Origin of the sequence: Anabaena sp. WFMT, assembly GCF_051781005.1 — a bacterium.
Taxonomy (GTDB): domain Bacteria; phylum Cyanobacteriota; class Cyanobacteriia; order Cyanobacteriales; family Nostocaceae; genus Anabaena.
This window is the reverse complement of the sequence record NZ_JBPWOA010000053.1, coordinates 50,207-70,612: the sequence shown is the minus strand read 5'-3', so window position 1 is coordinate 70,612 and position 20,406 is coordinate 50,207. Positions and strand designations below refer to the sequence as shown.

Genomic DNA, 20,406 nt, shown 5'->3' with positions numbered 1-20,406 from the left:
TTGTAGATCCCCATAAATCCCCCTTAAAAAGGTGGATTTTGAGAAATTTAGCCCCTCTTAAAAAGGGGATTTCAATCAATTCTAATACTTTTCAAACATCCTCTTATGGTAGTTTCTCTCTAATTTAAAACGTTAACAAATTCTGACTCTGTTTTTCGTCAATAGATGAATTAGTTAATTGCAACAGAAGATACGGTAAGGGATGATAAGAAAATCATTATTTCTTGTATTAATGGATGTTGTTGCAATATCTTAATTTCTTCATCATTAATATTGCTAAATATTCTCTCATTAATTGATTGTTTTTTTGCTAAAACTGTTTCTAAAAATTCTTTAGGTTTACTTTGAGCAAATTTCCATTCTAAATCATTAAATTGACGTTGTGCTATTTTTTCAATTAATGATTTATCTTGTATTAAAATAATTTCTATTTGTGGAACAGCTAGAGAAACTTGAAAAGGAATACCGGCAGATGCTCGACGCAATAAATAATTAATTAAATCTTGCTTTTCAAATATTTGAGATTCGTTATCTGTATCTGCATCTAGGATTAATATAACAGGAGTATTTCTGGTAGCAAGTAATGAACTTGCTAATGATCTGACTTGATACTGTCCGTTTCCCACAACGAATTTAACATCTTGCAAAAGATGTTTAGGAAGTAATTTCTGTATGATTTCTTGATATCTATTACCTTCTAGCACTATATAAGCTAAAGTCATGATACAGCCTCAGTTTTAATGTTGTAATTAGCTAGTCCTTGTTCAACACAAATACGATATTTTTTGATTAATGCTCTACATATACACTCATTTTCTAAAGAATATTTAATTTCTTCTCCTCCCCACAATAGAATAGTTTGAGGTGCAACAAATCCAGCTAAGGTTTCCGATGCTTCTGTAAATCCACTACGACTAAATATACTCCCAATAGTTGCTGCTGGTCTGCGTAATAGTTGATTTCTTAGCTTGGCTATAGGTTCAATTTTAACAGGTTTTGCTGTGTCTTTACATTCTATTACACAAGATAAGCCATCTGCATAAACTACTCCGTCAATTTGTTCTATTTCTTCTCCATCTAAATACACGCTGTAAGGCCAGGTTACTTCGGCATTGTTGAGTTGAAATGCTCGTAAAACGAGATATTCTAATGCTTTACCTGCATCCCAATTTGGTGTATTACCTGATTCAATTTCTGACCATAATTTGATTAAATCATCCCAGTTATAAGTAATAATTTTTGCCTGATACTCTGCTTCTGTGGTCATGATTCTATCTGATGTGTCGTATGTTGTAACCTATTATCATTAATTATACCTAAAGCTATTATTGATTATTGTTGGGTTTCCTTGCGTCAACCCAACCTTGTATCTTAGAGGAAGTAGTAGACCGTCCCAACCTGGGTCAAAAAAGACCGTTAAGTAGCAAGGGTCACTACAAAAATCTCCATGACAGAACTCGAACAGTCGCCTGCGGTAAAAACTATGAATAAAGACATAGATAATATAGCCCGTATCGTGCAAGGAAGAGTGAAATCAAGGGAGATGAATAAAAATTTTTCTACTGACTCAGAGTTAAAATAGTAGATTAATAACCCATCCAAATAAGATTGCAAAAATATCATGGTTTCTATTTCCAAGACAGCAATCCGGTTGTATGATACTGATTTTGTCGCATGGACACAGCAAACGGCTGAATTAATTCGTGCAGGAAAATGGGATGGAGTGATTGGGAAGCGGTGGTTGAGGAGATTGAAAGCTTGGGAAGGTCAGACCGACGAGAGTTGAAAAGCCGATCGCAGAACATTGTTACAGCATTTGCTAAAATGGCAATATCAGCCCAGTTTGCGAAGTGGCTCTTGGCAAAATACGATCGCAGAACAACGAAACCGCATTGAAGATTTACTCCAAGATAGTCCCAGTCTTAATCCTTATCTAGAAGAAGTTTTAGCTGATTGCTACCGCAGAGGAAAAAACCTAGCCAGCAACGAAACTGGAATTCCCCAAAATACCTTTCCAGAAGATTTACCTTACACAGTGACTCAAATACTGGATATAGAATTTTTACCATAATCCATCACAAAATCTGTAAAACTACCAAGGTCATATCATCGGTATTTTGCTTATCTGGCCCGATGAATTCCTCAACCTTATCAAATAAATAATCAACAATTTCCTGTGGGCCGTTGCAATAACGACAAGCGAAGTTAAAAGAAGTGATAAAATTTTCTTCATCAAAGCGATCGCCCCCAGCCGCAGCTGCATCCGTCAAACCATCTGTATAATAAATAATCGTATCCCCAGATTCTAACTGGACATGGGCATCTTCATATTGGCTATTAGCATCTAAGCCAATCAGCATCCCTAAAGTATCCAAACGAGTCACATTTTTTGTAGCCGCGTGCCACCAGAAAGGAGGATTATGTGCGGCATTACTATAAGACAAAATCCGTGTGCGAGGATTATATTCTGAGTAAAACAAAGTCACAAAACGGTGAGAATTTTCCAAATCCGCGTACATAACTCGATTCAAATTTTGCAAAATTCCGGCTGCGGAATTACCATGCAATACTTCACCTCTAAGCATTCCTCGCATCATTGTCATAATCAACCCAGCGGGAACACCTTTACCCATAACATCCCCAATTACCAAACCCCAACAGGCATCTTCTGCACTGCCTTTATGATTATTGGAGGGCAACTGATGATGATTTGTAGGAATAAAATCGTAGTAATCTCCACCGACTCGATTAGCCGGTTTACAACGTGCAGCCAAAACGACACCAGGAATACTAGGACATTGACGCGGTAAAAGTCGGCGTTGAATTTCTGCACCAATTTCTAATTCTTGATCTAAGCGTTCTTTTTTCCTCAGTTCTACCGCTAATTCATCGTTTTCAATCGCTACAGCCGTTTGATCTGCAACTAATCTCACTAATTTTTGTCTGGTTTCTGTCCAACTATAATCAGGATCACGGCTTAAAACGTAAAGCCAACCGCGTTCTGTATGCTTAACTAAAATTGCAGTGCCAAAAATTTGTACATCTGGCCCCAAATAGTGATGCATCTGAGCATCTAAAATACCTGTAGTTGTTGCTAAAGGAACTGAATTAGGTACAAGTGTAATTTGACTACTGGCATTTTCTAAGGCTTTGCGGATATTTTTTCTTTGCTGACTATCCTGCCAATGCAGTTGTTCTAGCCTAATTTGACCATTGGGTTTGTAGAGAAAAAGGGCGCTACCTTCGGCATCAGTTACTCTGGTTGCCATAAGTGGAATCAATTCTAAGAACTGATTCAAATTATTGAAGCTTCTGAGGGCGAATCCTAAAGAACTTAGCAAATCTTGAATTTTGTTCTGTTCACGATGCAGCCTGGCCACAAGTTCTTTCAGTGCCACGACTGGAGTGACATCTGTCGTGGCACTACTATTACTTTCGGTGGGGTGAGAAGGCACTTGAGACACAGGTAAATAATTATTGCACTTGATATTAACAGATTGCAGATTTATGATTTTTTACAAATCCTTTGTCTTCGGCATTGTTCAATCATATTGGACAAAATTAGTCATTTTAGCAAGAGTAAAAAAGCTGAGGATGTGATTTTTATGAGTATTATATTGTTAGGAATTTACAGTCACCTCTATATTTATTTGAAGATTGGGCAGTAAAAAACTGTAACTAGGATTACGTTATAGACGGCTTATAATTTTTTCATGACTTAATTGGTAATTCATATACCTTGAGAAATAAAACTTTGTTAGCAAAAAAAGCCATATATTACACTTACAGAGTAAGCCTTAGGAATCTTGAAGCAATGAATTTGCAAGGTTGTTTCTTGATGAGTGCGTTTTTTTAGGAGTGAGGAAAAAAAGATTTACCATCCTGCCTGTAAAAGAAAAAATGTAACTTTATAGATTGCAAACATTTCACCCTTTCTTGTGGATACCTTTTGCAGTAATCAAGTAAACCTGCTGCTGCATTAGATAAACTACTTCGATAATTGGCAAAATGGCTTTAGTGTGCAATTTTAGCAGAAGTTAGCCATTTATTGTAAAAAAAATAATTATTTTAGCAAATATATTGTTTTCAGTATTTAATTTTTGCTGAATGCAAGGGAGCAAAAAGCTTTCAGCCATTAGCTACGATCCCAATTTGAACAGTAATTTCTACAAATTTGGGTTGAGTTTGAATATGGCAGGGTATAGGGAATGGGGAACAGTGAAATAATACAGCGATTTCATTCGTGTTGAAAAATGGCTAAATCTTTTTGCGTAGGTATTTAGCGCAACATAGCGATAATAACTATCAATCAAAAAAGGTGAAAAGGTAGATTAAACCAACTTTAGGGACTTCCAATTAAAAAAATACCCAAAAGTTTCTTAAAGTTTCTTGTGGTGCGGGCATCTTGCCCGCAAATTATCAAGGACGGGCAGGATGCCCATCCCACAAAATAAATTATCCAATTTCACTGAATCAAAACGACTTTTTTCTCCCCCCTGCTTCTGGCCTTCCTGCACTAGCCATTTAATAGTGCTTCAACAAACTCATAGCTAGAAAATGGGCGCAAGTCTTCAATGCCTTCCCCAGCACCAATAAAGCGAATGGGTAAACCTAGTTGCTGTACAACTGCTAGGGCAACTCCTCCTTTGGCTGTACCATCTAGCTTTGTTAAGACAACGCCACTCAGTTGGGCTGCTTGGGAAAAAACTTCGGCTTGGCGCAGTCCGTTTTGTCCCAAGGTAGAATCTAAAACTAAGAGTGATTCTATATGGGCATTTGGGGCTTTTTTGTCAATAATTTTCCGAATTTTACTTAATTCGTCCATTAAGTTTTTCTTGTTTTGCAGTCGCCCGGCGGTATCTATTAAGAGTAATTCGGTTCCTCGTGATTGGGCTGCGGCGATCGCATCAAATACCACTGCGGCAGGATCTGTATTCTTGCCTGGATTGGCTATAACCTCTACACCGCTTCTGCTTCCCCAAACTTTGACTTGTTCTACAGCGGCAGCCCGGAAGGTATCAGCAGCGCCAATTAAGCATTTATAACCAGATTTTTGGGCTAAATGGGCAATTTTTCCGATTGTGGTAGTTTTACCAGCCCCATTAACTCCGGTAATTAACCAAATGGTCAGGTTTTCTTTATCCGGGGCAAAACTGGGTCTTTCTGCGACTTGATTTGGTGCATCTAGCATATCCCGGAGAATTTTTTTCAGAAATGCGATCGCTTCTTCCGGTGGAGTCACTTCATCCAGAAGTTTTTTCTGTAAGGCATCAATAATAAAATCTGTTGCCTCTACACCCACATCTGCTTGCAGGAGTAATGCTTCAATTTCTGCTACAGCAGCTTGATTGAGAGGCCCTTGTCCAACAATTGATTTGAGTTGGTTGAGGATATTCCGCCGAGTTTTATCTAAGCTTTGGCGTAACTTTTTCAGCCAGGTAATTTCTTCTATGGAAACATCTTCAGCCTTTCTTCCTTGGGCTGCCAACACTTCAACTGACCACACAAAGCCATCATCAAATTCTAATTCAGGAATTTCTACTTCTACATTTGCTGTGGTTGTAGTTGATGAAGGAGTTGATGTTGTCTCTGGTTCCTCCAGTTCAATGGCGTTGGCAATTAATCTTTCTTGCTTGGCTTGTCTTTCGGCTGCTGCCCGTTCTAAAAAGGATAAGGCGGCTGGTTGTGTTTCACTGACTGGCGTTTCTGTGCCAGAAGTTTCTGATCCTTCAATTGCAGCTACTGGAGTTAATTCTTCAGTAACAGGTATTTCTTCTATTGCGGCTATTTCTGTAGTTTCTTCAATAACAGCTACTGGAGTTAATTCTTCAGTAACAGGTATTTCTTCTATTGCAGTTATTTCTGTAGTTTCTTCAATAATAGGTGTTGCTGTTTCTTCAGGAATTACTTCTGGTGTATCTTCCGAAACAGGTGCAGGTGCTTGGATCTGGGACTGTTGTTTTTGCTGAATATTTTTGTAAGCCGCTTTAGCAAACGCCAGCAAGTCCTCTGTCTCTGGTGTAGTTTCTGCGGCTGGTTCTGGCTGCGTTTCTGGCGCGGGCGGAGTTTCCCCCTGTGGCTGTTGTTCAGGGGTATCGGGGGTATCGTTATGTTGACGGCGGAACCAATTAAAAACCATTGCAGCAGTATTTTTAGTAACTTATTAATTTTCAGTTTAATTTAATTCGCCACGTTTTCTAGGGATGCAGGTTTTCGGGTTATCCTCACTTGGAAAAAATTCAGGACAGGTGAAGTGAGGATGTTATCCTATGCTGTTTGTTTTTGCTCTGTGACACGGCGCAGAACACCATTAATAAAGCGATGTCCTTCATCTCCACTGTAGCGTTTCGCTAATTCTACAGCTTCGTTGATGGCTATACTGGCGGGAACTCTCATAAATCGCATTTCTGCCACAGCGATTTGCAAAATATCCCGGTCAATTTGCGCTAAACGAGAGACTTGCCAATCGACTAAAGCTTCAGAAATGAATTGATCGATGATAGTGCGGTTGTCGTTGACGGTGATGATGATTTCTTTGGCGTAATTGCGGACTTCTTTGTCTTGATTGGCTAACTGAATTAATTCTGGGAAGTCAATGGCTGTGCCTAATTGATTGATGGCTGTTTGGGTACAAGCGATCGCTTCTTGAAGCATGGTTCTCGCTGTATTCAGGTCGGAAGCCCGTGTTTGGCTAGTTAAAAGGCGATCGTTACTGCGTTGGAGTTCACCCGCAGCGTTATCGAGGGTATCTTGCACTTCTGTGGTGAGAGTGCGTACTGCGCCGAGTACTAATTTGGCTACTAATTGTTCATCTGGCAGTTTATCCAATTTCTTGGGGTTAACTGGCAACTGACTGAGGCTTAATAAAGCTAATTCGCGTGCTATCTGTTGGGGTTTACGAGGTTGCATGATGGTGGGGTATTGGTAGGAAAATTAATGAACTAAAAGGGGCAAACTCATAATCATATCAATTTCTGCACATTCAAAGAATAATTTTACAGAAAATAGCAGATAAATGAGACTTCGCCGTGAGTTTCGACTTGTCTTCGACACACTACGTGAACGCTCAACTACCGCGTCAGCGGCTCGAGTGAGCCTTCGCCGAACTCCGATAGCTTGCGTGGCGTAGCCATACGGTACAGGATCTAAATTCAAAGCCAGACACAAAGCCAGTACAGAGCGATGAGTAACAAACAAGTAATAATTAGGAACGAGATTCAACCACTCAGTACTCGGTACTCGGTACTCAGTACTTGGTACTCAATATGAGTTTACCCGGATGATTTTACTTTTCTTCCACAGGCATCACCTGCTGTTTAGTTTCAAGGGGTGATATTGATTTTGGTAAAACTAAGGGGGCTATGGGTGCATTAGAGGCAACAATCCCACCAGAGACAACTATTTTGAAAGCCTCTTCTACAGATAGTGAGAGGTTGACTACTTCGTCTTCTGGAACTACTGCATACCATCCGGTGGTAGGGTTGGGGGTTGTGGGGATGAAGACGCTCAACATGGGACGATTCATCTGTGCTTGGATGTCATTGCTAATTGCACCAGTGACAAATGCGATCGCCCAAATTCCCCGTCTAGGATATTCTAATAAAACTACACGCCGAAATTTACCATTGGAATCTTTGAGTAAAGTTTCCAGTAATTGTTTGAGGGTTTTATATACCTGACCTGCCAAAGGAATTGCTTGCAATAACCGCTCACCAAAATCTAGCAGCCACCTACCAGCTATATTCCGAGCCATTAAGCCAATGATCAGGATACTTAGTAGTGGTACAGCTAGTCCAACTACTAAATTAAGTACATTGACTAATATAGGATGCAGACCATCAAAGGGATTCACCTGTTTGGGGATTTTGGTGAGAAAATTAACTACCCAACTGGCAATAGTAATGGTCAGCCAGATTGTAGTCGCTAGGGGAATTACCACTAACAAACCAGCAATCAGGTCATTTTTGAAGTCCTGTTTTAGGCGTTCAATTACCAAGCCCCTATTCTCCTTTTTTCGGTTAGTCAAATTGTTGTGATTGTTATCCACACCATTGATTTCTGGGTATTAAGTTAAGAGTTGTTAGCAAGTCCTTAATAATCAGTCCCTATTAACCTGCAAATAGACGTATACCAACCATAATATTGGTTGGTTAATCTTTAATAGTGTTACTTTTCTTTATAAAACCTGTAAATGATTGTTGCAAGTTTCTTAGGTATTACTAATCCTAACGCGCCATATCACCAGATGCTCACAATTATAAAAAAAATGCTGCAACTCCGACCAAAAAAGGGTTCTACTCCTGATTCCTTGCCCTGAGCGAAGCCGAAGGGCTGACTCCTTGCCCTGAGCGTTCACGTAGTGTGTCGAAGACAAGCCGATAGCGTAGCGTGGCGTTAGCCATAGGGCTGACTCCTGACTCCGTTCGGAGTTCGGCGAAGGCTCACTCGAGCCGCTGACGCTCACGGCGAAGCCTGACTCCTGTTATATTTCATTTCCCAAACTTTCAGCAAAATCAAGTATTCATAGAATGCTTGCAAAGTACACCAAGCTAACCCAGGGTGTCCGTCTAAGCAGCCACCCAGGAAAAAATACATATACAAGAAGCGTATCACTGGTCTAGCTGGTACACGCAATGATAAATCTTTAAGGGCGCGTCGTCTTTCTACTTCCGATTTGCCAAAAAACAAATCTCGCCATTTCACATCCCCATTTTCTAATTGATACAAAGTTTCTGTAGCTTCATCTGTAGAATAACGGTTATGCTTATCCAGCCAGCGGCTCAAACCTTTGCTAGAAGTGTAATGGGGATAGGTTTCTTTTAAAAAGCTGGTTGCACCATCACAAACTTCCCGTTCCGTATGACCGTAGTCTGTAAACCAAACTTTACCATGACGGAAAAGACGCAATTGATAGCGAGGATATTGGGTGCTATAACGAATCCAACGATTCATAAACATCACTCTTTCCGCAACGTAGTAAGCGATGTAATCTGGGTTTTGAGTTGCGGCGACACATTCAGCAAAAAGTTCTGGTGTCATGCGCTCATCGGCTTCGAGAATGTACACCCATTCATGTTTGGGAAGAACTGACTCTAGCATCCAGGTGCGTTGTTTCCCGTGACTTTCAAAAGGGTGTTGAATGACTCGAATAGGATAACCACTGGCAATTTCTATAGTGCGATCGCTACTACAAGAATCTACAACTATGATGTCATCAGATAACATAGCTGATTCTATACAAGCAGCAATATCTAACTCTTCGTTATATGTAAGTATGTAAATTGAGAACATTTCTGATTTTATAGAGATTTTACTAAACCTATTAATTAGCTTGTAGCAATGATTCTTATAGCAGTTTTCATATCAGTGAGGTACAGTTTGTCATCACCAAACCTGTAGGGGCGGGGTTTCCCCGCCCTCAATTGTATTACATCCAACAGACAACCGCTAATATACTGCTGAATGCGCCATAGATTAACGCACTGGAACCTTACGTTTACTACCTTGTAAAGTACCCATACCTTTTAATCCTGTCCAACCAATGATGATATAACCAATAGACAACAACAAACTGCTCAAACCAATCCGCAGTCCAGATTTCCAAGCATTATCTTTAGCTTCTTTTTCTGCTGTTTCTTTGCGTTGGCGAATTTCGCTCAGTCTTTGATTAGCAACTTCTTTAGGATCTGTTTGTTGAGCAATAAATTTATCAAGCTCTTGGGGATTGGCTTTAAATTTCTTGAGTAATTCTTTTTGTTCTGCGGGAAGTTGGGGGTTTTCAAGTGCTTGCTTATATCTCTGCTCATCTTTAATTAGTTCACCAAACCTAGCTTTAGCTTGGATTCTCGCTTGCTCTAATTGAGCTTTGGCCTGATCGTTGTTGAGTTGGGCTTCAAATTGGGATAACTGGCTGTTAAGTTGGTTTTCAGCTTGTTGGGCTTGTTGGGAGATGTCTTTTACAGTTTGTGTGCTGGCTTGCCGCACGTTATTAAGGTGCAGAGGAAAAATCAGCAAAAACATCAATCCTAAGATGCTTGAGAGTATTAAGGATGGAAGTCTTAAATCTATACCTCGTGGGCGATCTTCAGCCCCATCAAACCAATATGCAGCAAATAGCATTCCTAATCCAACTAGCGGCACAATTCCTCGGTCAACTAGGGCTGTTGCCAAGCCAATTTGTGATTGCTTATTAGTGGGACTGAAGCCTAACAACAGGATCAGAAAATCAACGAAAAAAGACAAAATGCAGATTATTCCCACAACTTTGAGTGTGAGTGAAGTATTTGAGGCAGCAGCGCGGTTAACCATATTTTTGTAAATTTGTTGTGAATAAAATTGTTGGCTATATATAAAGTTACAACTCTTGGAGCATAAAACCGAGCAGACTTATCTGCCTCACTGTGGGCTTCACCATCCTTTCTATGTGAGTATCCAACTATAAAAAGCTAAGAAAGATTATACCGCAGTAGTCAAAATGGGCTTATTGTTATCAGCCCGTAAAGCAGTAAAACCCTGTTGGTGCATGAATTTTTCACTTTATCTACTGCGATATTCGGTTTCAAACTATACCACAATAGTAGCTGTTATGGGTGTTGTCGCTAAAAAATACTGAGTCTCATCTTTCGACATTTCCCATCAGGGTTTGTTCCCAAACGGGTAAATCTTCTGGACGGTCTACATCAGCCAGTGTAGGTAAGTATACAGAATATAAATTAAGTTTCTCGGCAATTTCTATAGTTTGTTGGCATACTTGAGCCGTTCCCCACTCGATTTGAAAAAATAGCTCTGGGATTGGTTGCTGCAACCCTATTAAATAATAACCACCATCAATTGCAGGGCCAAGTACAAGTTCAAAAGACTTGAGTTGCTCAAAAGCTGTGGCTAAAATCTGTGAATTCACTCCAGGACAGTCTGTCCCAATGATAATGACATATTCTGCACGCTTGTCAAAAGCATCGGCAAGCGATCGCGCCATTCGTTCACCTAAATCACCCTCTCCTTGAGAATTGTAAATCAAATCTAACCCCAACCAATCTTGCATCAGTTGCAAGTTACCACCCGCAAACCGCACTTCCACAGTTACAGCCGATGTTTTTTGTAATTCTTTTACCTGCTTGATAGTATATTCTGTCATCTGTCTTTGCAGATTAGCCGCACCAACATCACCCAAAGCAGGTATCATCCGGGTTTTTGTCTTCCCTGGTTCTGGATAGCGGGTAAAAATAATCAGGTGCTGTTTATCGTTAGTTGGTGATTTCAACACAATATACTGAGTTTATTTAGATATTATTTTAATAACAAAATTTACCATCTTGAGCAGTAGGACGATCTTTGGCCGTTCGCATTGCCCCTAAAATAGTAGAAGCTATCACACAACGCTTTGCTGTTCCACCAGACTGACTAAATAAAGTCACTCTCCCTAATTGTTGAAGTTTTACACTACCCATATAATCAAATTGAATCTGCCGAACATTATTGACAAGATCCAAATTTGTTTCATTATCTAAGCGGACACTAGAATCTAAACTATTCCATACAGCATTACTGGGGCTAACTGTTGCAGGATGAATAGCCCATTGGACAATACTATTTTGTTCCCTAAAACTAGCTTGCCATGTCAATTTCTCCTTTTTAGCTTGGTTTTGAGCTTCGCGCATTGCTTGGTAAACTTGACCTTGTGCAACGTTCAAACGCCGAATATTCACAAAACCTAACCAACTAGGAGCTGCGATCGCTGATAATATGCCAATTACAAACACAACAACTAAATTTTCTAGCAAAGTAAATCCGCTAATAGATTTGTCAAAAGAGTATTTGCACCTTGTATTCATTCGTCATAGCTATATATTTTTCATACCTAATATATTCACTTGCTTAAGTTAATTTAAATATGAAATCTTCATAAAGAAAGCATTAGTCTCAACAACAGATTAAGTAGGTGGTTGAAAAAATTTACAACTATGTCTTGGTTGTTTCAACCTTCAAAAAACCAAAATATGAGCGGAGGATTCAAGATGATAGCGCCGAAACAATGTATTTCCGTTAGTCACCTTGAAAGGGCTGTAGGGGCGGGGTCTCCCCGCCCTCGATTGCTCGATTGCATTGTATCCAACAGAGAACCGCCATATACTTTGCATAATCAAATTGAGTGAATGTTTTGCAAAATCGTTAAAATGCCAGTCCTAATCACTACAAATAACCATGCTTCCAAAGATATAAAGGACTCACCAAACTACTTAAAAATAGTTGCATTTCACAAGATGCAACTAAATCACTTTCTAATCTAGTCCCATATTTAATTAAGTGTAAACAGACTTTACGCAAATCATTAAGCATATAGACTAATGAAAAAATTGGTTTCTTCCAAGGTTGTACATTCACCATCCGAGTCACATAACGGCTTAGTCCAATACCCCTGAAAAATGGAATTAAATATTCTCTTTTTAAACGAAAACTAGGTATTTTATGATAAATTTCCATTTCCGGGTTATACCAAACTTCCCAACCAGATTTTTGGATATAAGCCAACATTTCTAAATCTTCACTTGTCAGCATTTTACCATCAACTCTACCAGTTAAAATAGGTTGTTCTGGTACACTTTCTAGCCACGCTTGTTTACGAACAACTAACCCCGCAGAAGGTGGTAATATCTTTTTTCTAGATTCATACAGCAGAGGTAAATTACCTCGCTCGGTAATTGCTAAAAATGGAGAAATTCTTTGAAAATTCTCAGGTGGGTCTACTTCCCAATCAGCATGAATTTGGCTACCATATGCCCCAGCTTGGGGATACTTTTGAGCAAAACTATAAGCTTTTGCCACCCAATCAGCATTGGGGTAATTATCATCATCTAGAAATCCTATTAACTCGCTTTTAGCTTCTACAACTGCCTTTTTCCTAGCGTAAGCTGCCCCTTGCTTGGCTTCAAAGCAATACTTTAAAGGATAGGGACATTGCCAATTTTTTTGATAAGTATGAACAAGTTTAGCCGTGTTATCTGTACTATTATTATCAATAACAACAATTTCCCAAGATATATTCTCAGTATTAATTTGACTTCTTAACCTGTCTAGCAGTTCCGACAACCGCTTTTCACCGTTGTAGGTGGGAATCGCCACAGTAAAATCAACACAATTATTCATTGTTTTCAAACAATAAATTGAAGTAGCGCAGTTTTTTTAAAATTTACACAAAAACTACCACTATTAGCTTCATCATCCTACTTATGGTAACTTGTTATATACCGTAATTATACTGTAATTTTATAAATTTCTATTACAAAACCATCTAACTACACTTGTCATCCTTCTGGGTGATCATAGAACCAAGAAGAGTTTTGATAATCACACATCGCTTCATACTACTAGGTAATGCAGAATTACTAGGACTAGGTAAAGCCACCACAACTTTTAAGCCTGGTGCTTCTGTAGAGCCTGTTGGTACTGTTCCAAAGTTGGCATTTGGTAAATTCCCCATGTAATCAAATGTTATTTTTGCTGGTGCAGTCAAACTGTAGGATAGAGAAGTAGAAGCAGCAGTGTTTTCTTTTGCAGCGTCGGTAATATTTGAACCCAACAAAAATTGCTTGGCATTAAGTCCTGTATCTGCCCCCAATTTTTGCCAAGTCGTTATTTCTGAAGTAGGTAAAACCGTACCATTAGACTTTTTAGTAGGATAAATAGCAAACTCAAAAGCCTGTGTGGTAGTATTTTTTCGCAAGCTGATGCTGTAGCTAACTTTTTTCTTTTTCGCTTCTTCCTGCACCTGTTTTATCGCTGTTACTACCTCTTCATGAGCTTTATTTAAACGTTGCCGATTGACAAATCCCAACCAGCTAGGAGCTACAATTGCGGAAAGAATACCTATCATAACTACCACTACAAGCATTTCTATCAGGGTAAAACCTGTATCTTGCTGAGGAGTATATTTAGACCTTGTTCTTAGATAATTAGTAGTCATTATTAATCCTCTCCAGTTACGGTTAGTATTTAGCGATACAGATACCCTCTTCCGGCAACTCTAATATTTGCTGTAGGGAAGTAAGTCTTTTTACTGTTACTATAATTCAGATTGTTTGTGTTGTTATCATCAAGCCGAGCCAGTGCATTGCCTCGAATAAATACCTGAGCGGTGGTATTAACTTTATCAACACAAGCATAAAAGCCAGTCATTTTGGCAATATTTCCTGTTGCTTCTAAAGTAGCTGGTGTGATTTTCGACCATGTAATACTAGGCGTTACTGAGTCAGGGGGACAATTTGCCGTTGGTGCTGTATCTGCGCTTGAATCAATATAGTCAATCAGTGCATCAGCATTAGCTGTATAATTTACACCTGTAGCTTTTTTCCAATTTGTCATCCCTGAATCTATTTTTTCACCTTCAGCAAACTGAAATGAGGCAAAACCTGCACTGGGACAGGTTTCAGCACTGAAATATTTGGCAGTATAGCCTGTACAGGCAACACCATCAGCAGTTATTACACCATTTTTAATTTGCCATCTAGCGATGCGGGCAGCTTTTGACCATGTAGAGCTATTATCTTTAATTAAGTAGTATGACACCAAGGAATATACAAAAGTATCATCTTTAGTCCCATCTTTAGCTTCTACAGCTTGGTTCACAGCTTCTCTTTTCCAAAAAACCAACAATGGAACTTTATCTGCATCACTGGGATAACGCAACTGGCTTTTAATGGTCTTAATGCCTTCTGCATCATAAATATATATTGCCTGTTGTAAGTCACGAGCAATATAGTTGAGTGCTGATTGAATTTCTTGCTCAGAATTTGCCTTTACTTGCTCTTGTCTGTCTGTATTCAAGATATTAACCATGAAACCCAGCAATGGTGTGAGAATCAAAAAGGCTATCACCATCGCTACTAACAATTCAATCATGGTAAACCCATCATTGGTTGTAGGGATACTAGAGATTTTAAGTTGATTTTTGAGTAAGAATTTTAAAGTTTTCAGCATTATTATTTAGACTCTCCTTGACTGCATATTAGAAAGAGTTTTTCAAAATTCAAATAGGATTCCTATAGAGATACACACGTCTTTTGTGTTCAACAATAACAATGGACTGAGTAACTGTTATTCACTACAGGTTGTACCAGATGCAGGACCCAGGCGATCGCACAAAGCCTTAAATGATGTATTTCTATTGGCAATGTCCGTAGTCATTTCTACTAGTGGCACTTGTGCATCGCCCATCGAAGCAGTTACAGTTGAAGCCGTGCTTTTTGTCGCATTATTGCTAGCTTTTACGGTTTTGCTAAAATTAATGTCGGTTCTATAAACCCGAATCGCTAAACGATAACCATTATCCGCATCAGCATCTTTGACCTTAATCTGAGCAGCTTGGATGTAAAACTGCCGATAAGGATTTTCTTTACAAGCTGTTGTAGTAGTCGCAGCGATGTTACCTTCCTTAAAGCAGTATAAATCTGTAGAACTAGCTGTAGGAACTGGCATAGTTAGAGCAGTAACTAGATTCTCGCTGAGAGGTCTTAATGTTTTAGTGTCATCTAAAGGATCAAGAGAAATTGCTTTTGTTGGTGCTGAAATTGAGCCTGTTCTGACACCATCAACGAAAGTTTTTGCTGCGTTAACTGCCAGTTCTACCCGTTTAGACTGTACACGGGTAGCTGTGGACATGACCAGAACAGGAGCTATAGCTGCCATGAGAATAGAGACAACCACTATTCCCATCAAAGACTCAATAATCGTAAAACCAGAATTGTCTTTAGGCAAACTAATTTTCTGTTTTTTGCTTTTCATAATTACCTCATTACCAGAGTCTAAGATGCACAACCAGAGGGAAGTTGATCTGAGTCAACAGCATTGACAAAAACATCATCACTGGTATCTGCTGTTCCTTTGTCATCTTTGGATTTGGCACATAACAAGGTTTGCACCCACTTATCATCTCGACCAACTTCGCGGTAATACTCATCTGGTAAATCTGGTGGTGTTAACACCAATTTTTGGGCAAAGAGGTCAGGAGACTGAGACAGCAACGCTACATCATAACCCCATTGTCTTGCAGGAGGATTATAACCAGTACCTGTCCCATCACTAATATTGTTGTTATACAGTAAATTACTATCACTTGTGGATAAAGCTGTAGAGAAGGTGCCAGTAGCATAGGCACTCTTTTTCACCTGCATGAAAGAACCACTAATATTTACCTTGAAAGACGTTCCACTAGGATTCCAGTTTTCTAAAAAGCGAACTAGATTATGCAAGCCACCATTGCTCTCTCTTAAGTTTTTATCTTCATCATAGCGATCTGGGTTATCTCCAGTTACTACTATTAAATTAAACGTGGTGTCTGCCGCAGGTACTTGCAACCAGTTTTTGTTTCCGTTACTGGGCGATAAATTATCGTTATTAGTCGCGTCTAGAGGATCAACAGCCATCGGCTGTCTAAGCTGTAAGATGGGTTCTAGTTTGTCAATTTCACCGTTTGCTTTGAAAGTAGTCGGGTTTAACCAAGGTATGGATATATCTCCAAATGGTGGCATAATATCACTACCAGGATTGGGAAAATTAAATATTTGCACATCGCCACTTTTATTAACACCTAAAACCTTAAGTGGTGATACCAGTTTGCCATCAGTTTGATTTCTCACTAAAGCTAATCGGCGAGGAGCATCATCAGCAAAACATTTTGGGCTATCTTTCTTATTTTCTACCCCAAATTCTGACGGATTTTCAAACACATATCCTGTTTTGATTCGAGAATTAGCAACCTTCGTTACAACTCCATCAACTAATTTAAGTCCTCCATTCTTACCTAAAATTTTACCATTCCAATAAGTATTTCCTCCACCTCCACCACAAGCTGTTTGGACTGTCCATACATCTTTTACTTTTGTAGGATCGCTACAATCTGCTTTATTTATTGCAGTGCAAACTTCCGTCAAATATGAACCGGGTACAGTCCTGAGAACAATTGGTGTAACAAAGTTGTTCAGATAGGAACTAAAGTACCTCGGTTTACCCGTACTATCAGGCCATTTAGCAAGTGGTACGTAGCTATTAGTTTTTGATAAACCAGTAGGTAGTGTTACTGGTGCAGTATAGCTATCGTTCCAGTCATAGTCTCCTTCATCACGGAAACCTTCTTTAAAATTGCCAGATAGTAAGGTAATAGCATCTGATAACACAGTAGCAGGTCGCCATTCATCACCCACAGTGCAGTCCTTCAAACGAGGATCTTTTTCACGACAGGCAAAGTTGGAATTGAGTTTCGCTTTAGTTCGATTGGTGTAAAAAGTAGTAGTTGTCCAAGACTTGTCATTTATTATATCTGTAAACTCTTCTTGGACAACACCACTAGGGTTTTGATGTTTATTAAAGTCACCCTTAATATATGCAGGCAAATTGGTAGCTAAAATTAAACCCTTTTCTGCATCCCGGTAATTTGATTCACGCCCAAGTTTAGAACCATTAACGAGCATAATCCCATTCGGACGGCGTGTAGTATCAAGCTTGTAGTCTACAGGACTTAATGATGGATCACCTGCACTTGCATCTGGCAGAGCATCATCACGAGTAGCATATATAATACCACTATTGGGTAGTAAGTATTCCTGCGCTGGTGTAGCCGTACCAATCTTTTTACCTCTTAATAGATCCAGGTCTAATACAGTTGATCTAATTTCTAAAGGTTGTCTGTCTTTGATTGGCAGATCATAATTTGTGGTTGTTGTATCTAAACTAATTTGCTTAATCTGTCTTGCATCTAAAAAGGCAATTTCTCTAATTGCACCGTGAGGAATCACAGTTTCTGTAGGATCACCAATACTACCGTCTAAAATCTGGAGAGCGCAAATCTGAGCATCCAGTGCAGATTGTTCTGACAGCTTTAAAGGCTTACTATCTTTTGATTTTTTTATAGCTGTGGCTAGTATGCCATCATCTATCAAACGTCCATTGGGATATTTTAACTGAGACTGGTATGTTAGTACGCTTGTATAATCACTTGAAGCCTTGCTTGGCGCTCCATAAACTATACCGTTATTGGATAAACCATCAGTAGCAGAATTCCAAGATAATGTCTTACTGTTGTATGTAGGTTGATTTTTTGCTGTAGTGCTGTTAGTAGGAACATAAAAGCTACTAACACAAGCTATAGGTTTTGGATTGGTTGGACTGTAACCAGTTTGCTTATAGTGATAAACAGCTGTAGCCCGCATCTGCAAGTACGGCTTTTTGTCATCGGCGGTAGCAAGGCCTGGCCAAGTGAACGTGACACTAGCGTATTGAGAAGCATCTGTAGAGAGATAGTCATACATCCAGTAAGGTTTGATCGTCTTATTCGTGGGTTCTGGCGCTTGCGGTACTGGCTTTGTATCCGGCCAAATTTCTTTATCAGTTGAAGTGAAGCTGCTAGGAGTACCACCCTTGTTCAAATAAATACCTGCACCAGTTACAACTCGCAACCCACCTAATGGTTCAGTCACATCTTTAGGTATCTGCGCTGCTGCGGATTCCCACTCTCCATCACGTTCTGTAGAGCCAACATCAACCAATGTCTCTACATAGGTGTGCCGAGTCCGAGTTTTAGTGGTATCTCCTGCATTCCATTTAATACCTTTAATGTCCTGAGTTTCTTCCACACCAGGGCCTACAAAAGTCTTTTTATTGTCATCCCACCAGAGTTCTGGTAAGTTATTACCAACAAGAATCCTGTCACCTAAATTTCCCTCTTTCCCACCATCCTCTTTGACTTTTTTTGGTTCTGTTGCCTTTGGTTCAAGTGATGTACCAGTAGTCTTTAATGGTAATTTAGTGTAATTACTACCAACAGTTATGCCATCAGCAGGGTCAGTGGGATAAATCCATTTATCATTGGGGCGTAGATTATCAGTACCAATATTTTCTAGCAGTGGAGTGGGAGCAGCAGTAATATCAGCATTCTCGCTGCCAAATTTAACTTCCTTATAAGGTACTCGACGGGTACGTTTTTTAAAATAGAGTCTCAGTTGTTTTTGTCTAACTATATCGAAGTCGGTGTCAACATAACCCTGCTTCAACTTTTCTTTTGCAATTCCATTAATAACTTCTTCTGGGTCAGTTTTACCATTACCCATTTGGGTAGTTACTAATTTATTAATCCGTTGTTCATAAGCTAAATTGTTGTAAAACAATTTAGCATTATCCGTTTCATTTACTGATTTTGATGAAATAGTTGTATTCTCTATGGGGTTCGTTCCCTTGCCATTAAATAAATCAACTTTTGTGTCCTTAGTTGCACCATCATTTATAAATCTGTTATCACCTAAGTTCCCACCAACAGTAATTTTAGCGTTTTTAGCTTCGTAAAAGCAGGAAGCTGGACTGCTGATTTGAAATAATCTGATCCCACCTGAACTATAACCAGTAATTAAATTACTGTTAGTGAAGATACTGCCATTAAGATTAAAGCTGTCACCAGGAGTTATTTCTAGGTCATCTTCATAAACAACTGCTTTATTATTAGGCGTATCTTGCACCCGATCTTGTTGATACTCTAAGGCAGAAAAGCCTTTATTACCTTTATTTTTCTCGAAATCGCCTGTCTGTGAACTGGTAATCGGAACAGTGGCAGTATAAACAAAAAGCGATTTTTTCAACCGACCATTTTGTTTAACCCAACCTGTATTGCCAATCAAATTTGCACTTGTATTAACACCACAGGCATCATCCAAAGTTCCTTCTACCATTGGTGGGGTTCTGGCTTCTAAAGGAGTCCTGGCACGGCTGTATTGACCACCATCTACAGGGGGATTTTTAAAGTAGATCCCATAAAGTGTATAGCTGTCAAATTTCCCATTATTATCTGTATCAACAGGAAATTTCCATGCAGTTTCTAATGTCTCCGTACCATAAGTCAACTTTAGTTTTGTTTCATCACCAAAAGTAAATTGTGGAATCTTATCTATTAGAGTGTTATAAAGTGCATCGTCAGCCGGTGTAGCTCTTGGTAAAGATTTATCTGCAAATAGCTTACTAATTTTGGCTCTGGCTCTATCTAGTGCAGGTGATGAAGCGCTCACGACTGCTTCATTGACACGGACATTGCTGGCGTTTTTTGCTCGTTCAAATGACCGGAACATAATAGCAGTAGTCAGTAGCACCACTACTATAGATACCATTGCTACTGTTGGCAACACGAAACCAGCATTGGCAGATTCTCGTTTTCTGTTGAAGCTAAAAATAGCTCTGAGTAGCCAAATAATTTGTTTTTTAGCTTTGTATAAGAATTTACGAATAAATCTTTTAGATATTCTAGTGATAGCCTTGACTGGCTGACGTTTTCGAGACATAGCTGCTTCCCCTGTCAAGTAATTATTGGGCGCGTATTTTTAGCTTTTTCGATATTGATAGTTGTGTCTATTAACATTGTCTTACAGACACAAT

Annotated in this window: 16 protein-coding genes and 1 pseudogene; 2 read left to right on the top strand and 15 right to left on the bottom strand. The window is 39.3% G+C overall.

Features of this window, described 5'->3' with window-relative positions; genetic code table 11:
- Window positions 1–170: 170 nt before the first annotated feature.
- Together ACSQ6I_RS25940 and ACSQ6I_RS25935 are read right to left on the bottom strand one after the other, a co-directional pair.
- Window positions 171–722, bottom strand: coding sequence for a hypothetical protein (locus ACSQ6I_RS25940; protein WP_438893113.1), 552 nt, complete (start codon window positions 720–722; stop codon window positions 171–173).
- Window positions 719–1,267, bottom strand: coding sequence for a restriction endonuclease (locus ACSQ6I_RS25935; protein ID WP_438893112.1), 549 nt, complete (start codon window positions 1,265–1,267; stop codon window positions 719–721). The genes ACSQ6I_RS25940 and ACSQ6I_RS25935 overlap by 4 nt, the downstream gene beginning before the upstream one ends.
- 354 nt (window positions 1,268–1,621) lie before the next feature.
- Between ACSQ6I_RS25935 and ACSQ6I_RS25930 the strand changes: the two are divergent.
- Both ACSQ6I_RS25930 and ACSQ6I_RS25925 read left to right on the top strand, forming a co-directional pair.
- Window positions 1,622–1,896: pseudogene (locus ACSQ6I_RS25930) on the top strand (DUF29 domain-containing protein).
- Window positions 1,817–2,071: a DUF29 domain-containing protein gene (locus ACSQ6I_RS25925; protein ID WP_438893111.1), complete on the top strand. Its 255-nt coding sequence runs from the start codon at window positions 1,817–1,819 to the stop codon at window positions 2,069–2,071. The pseudogene ACSQ6I_RS25930 and the gene ACSQ6I_RS25925 overlap by 80 nt, the downstream one beginning before the upstream one ends.
- 4 nt (window positions 2,072–2,075) lie before the next feature.
- Here ACSQ6I_RS25925 and ACSQ6I_RS25920 read toward each other — a convergent pair whose 3' ends face one another.
- The 13 genes from ACSQ6I_RS25920 to hpsA all read right to left on the bottom strand — a co-directional run bounded on the left by ACSQ6I_RS25920 (window position 2,076) and on the right by hpsA (window position 20,312).
- Window positions 2,076–3,464, bottom strand: a complete 1,389-nt coding sequence (locus ACSQ6I_RS25920; RefSeq protein ID WP_438893110.1) for a PP2C family protein-serine/threonine phosphatase — start codon at window positions 3,462–3,464, stop codon at window positions 2,076–2,078.
- Between the two features lie 1,052 nt (window positions 3,465–4,516).
- A complete protein-coding gene (gene ftsY, locus ACSQ6I_RS25915) occupies window positions 4,517–6,139 on the bottom strand; it encodes a signal recognition particle-docking protein FtsY (RefSeq protein WP_438893109.1) in 1,623 nt (540 codons plus the stop codon).
- A 128-nt stretch (window positions 6,140–6,267) separates the two neighbouring features.
- Window positions 6,268–6,909: a transcription antitermination factor NusB gene (gene nusB, locus ACSQ6I_RS25910; RefSeq protein ID WP_438893108.1), complete on the bottom strand. Its 642-nt coding sequence runs from the start codon at window positions 6,907–6,909 to the stop codon at window positions 6,268–6,270.
- Window positions 6,910–7,285: 376 nt separating this feature from the next.
- Window positions 7,286–8,047, bottom strand: a complete 762-nt coding sequence (locus ACSQ6I_RS25905; RefSeq protein ID WP_438893107.1) for a DUF502 domain-containing protein — start codon at window positions 8,045–8,047, stop codon at window positions 7,286–7,288.
- A gap of 413 nt (window positions 8,048–8,460) precedes the next feature.
- A complete protein-coding gene (locus ACSQ6I_RS25900) occupies window positions 8,461–9,291 on the bottom strand; it encodes a glycosyltransferase family 2 protein (RefSeq protein WP_438893106.1) in 831 nt (276 codons plus the stop codon).
- A 183-nt stretch (window positions 9,292–9,474) separates the two neighbouring features.
- Complete coding sequence (gene hpsJ-B, locus ACSQ6I_RS25895; RefSeq protein WP_438893105.1) at window positions 9,475–10,308, bottom strand: hormogonium polysaccharide biosynthesis protein HpsJ; 834 nt, start codon at window positions 10,306–10,308, stop codon at window positions 9,475–9,477.
- A gap of 307 nt (window positions 10,309–10,615) precedes the next feature.
- Window positions 10,616–11,263 carry a TIGR04282 family arsenosugar biosynthesis glycosyltransferase gene (locus ACSQ6I_RS25890; RefSeq protein WP_438893104.1) on the bottom strand — a complete coding sequence of 216 codons (648 nt, stop codon included), beginning with the start codon at window positions 11,261–11,263 and terminating at the stop codon, window positions 10,616–10,618.
- A gap of 28 nt (window positions 11,264–11,291) precedes the next feature.
- Complete coding sequence (locus tag ACSQ6I_RS25885; RefSeq protein ID WP_438893103.1) at window positions 11,292–11,831, bottom strand: pilus assembly FimT family protein; 540 nt, start codon at window positions 11,829–11,831, stop codon at window positions 11,292–11,294.
- A gap of 358 nt (window positions 11,832–12,189) precedes the next feature.
- On the bottom strand, window positions 12,190–13,143 hold the full coding sequence (hpsE, locus tag ACSQ6I_RS25880) for a hormogonium polysaccharide biosynthesis glycosyltransferase HpsE (protein ID WP_438893102.1): 954 nt from the start codon (window positions 13,141–13,143) through the stop codon (window positions 12,190–12,192).
- A 145-nt stretch (window positions 13,144–13,288) separates the two neighbouring features.
- Window positions 13,289–13,960 (bottom strand): pilus assembly FimT family protein, encoded by a 672-nt coding sequence (locus ACSQ6I_RS25875; protein WP_438893101.1) that lies wholly within the window; start codon window positions 13,958–13,960, stop codon window positions 13,289–13,291.
- A gap of 29 nt (window positions 13,961–13,989) precedes the next feature.
- Window positions 13,990–14,973 carry a hormogonium polysaccharide secretion pseudopilin HpsC gene (gene hpsC / locus ACSQ6I_RS25870; RefSeq protein ID WP_438893100.1) on the bottom strand — a complete coding sequence of 328 codons (984 nt, stop codon included), beginning with the start codon at window positions 14,971–14,973 and terminating at the stop codon, window positions 13,990–13,992.
- Between the two features lie 117 nt (window positions 14,974–15,090).
- Window positions 15,091–15,777 (bottom strand): hormogonium polysaccharide secretion pseudopilin HpsB, encoded by a 687-nt coding sequence (gene hpsB / locus ACSQ6I_RS25865; RefSeq protein WP_438893099.1) that lies wholly within the window; start codon window positions 15,775–15,777, stop codon window positions 15,091–15,093.
- A 20-nt stretch (window positions 15,778–15,797) separates the two neighbouring features.
- Window positions 15,798–20,312, bottom strand: coding sequence for a hormogonium polysaccharide biosynthesis protein HpsA (gene hpsA / locus ACSQ6I_RS25860; RefSeq protein ID WP_438893098.1), 4,515 nt, complete (start codon window positions 20,310–20,312; stop codon window positions 15,798–15,800).
- Window positions 20,313–20,406 lie beyond the last annotated feature (94 nt).

What these genes read in the sequence shown, in the direction of transcription:
- ACSQ6I_RS25940 (WP_438893113.1), bottom strand. Translation starts at nt 722, where the DNA reads ATGACTTTAGCTTATATAGTGCTAGAAGGTAATAGATATCAAGAAATC.
- ACSQ6I_RS25935 (WP_438893112.1), bottom strand. Translation starts at nt 1,267, where the DNA reads ATGACCACAGAAGCAGAGTATCAGGCAAAAATTATTACTTATAACTGG.
- ftsY (WP_438893109.1), bottom strand. Translation starts at nt 6,139, where the DNA reads ATGGTTTTTAATTGGTTCCGCCGTCAACATAACGATACCCCCGATACC.
- nusB (WP_438893108.1), bottom strand. Translation starts at nt 6,909, where the DNA reads ATGCAACCTCGTAAACCCCAACAGATAGCACGCGAATTAGCTTTATTA.
- ACSQ6I_RS25900 (WP_438893106.1), bottom strand. Translation starts at nt 9,291, where the DNA reads ATGTTCTCAATTTACATACTTACATATAACGAAGAGTTAGATATTGCT.
- hpsJ-B (WP_438893105.1), bottom strand. Translation starts at nt 10,308, where the DNA reads ATGGTTAACCGCGCTGCTGCCTCAAATACTTCACTCACACTCAAAGTT.
- ACSQ6I_RS25885 (WP_438893103.1), bottom strand. Translation starts at nt 11,831, where the DNA reads ATGAATACAAGGTGCAAATACTCTTTTGACAAATCTATTAGCGGATTT.
- hpsE (WP_438893102.1), bottom strand. Translation starts at nt 13,143, where the DNA reads ATGAATAATTGTGTTGATTTTACTGTGGCGATTCCCACCTACAACGGT.
- ACSQ6I_RS25875 (WP_438893101.1), bottom strand. Translation starts at nt 13,960, where the DNA reads ATGACTACTAATTATCTAAGAACAAGGTCTAAATATACTCCTCAGCAA.
- hpsC (WP_438893100.1), bottom strand. Translation starts at nt 14,973, where the DNA reads ATGCTGAAAACTTTAAAATTCTTACTCAAAAATCAACTTAAAATCTCT.
- hpsB (WP_438893099.1), bottom strand. Translation starts at nt 15,777, where the DNA reads ATGAAAAGCAAAAAACAGAAAATTAGTTTGCCTAAAGACAATTCTGGT.
- hpsA (WP_438893098.1), bottom strand. Translation starts at nt 20,312, where the DNA reads ATGTCTCGAAAACGTCAGCCAGTCAAGGCTATCACTAGAATATCTAAA.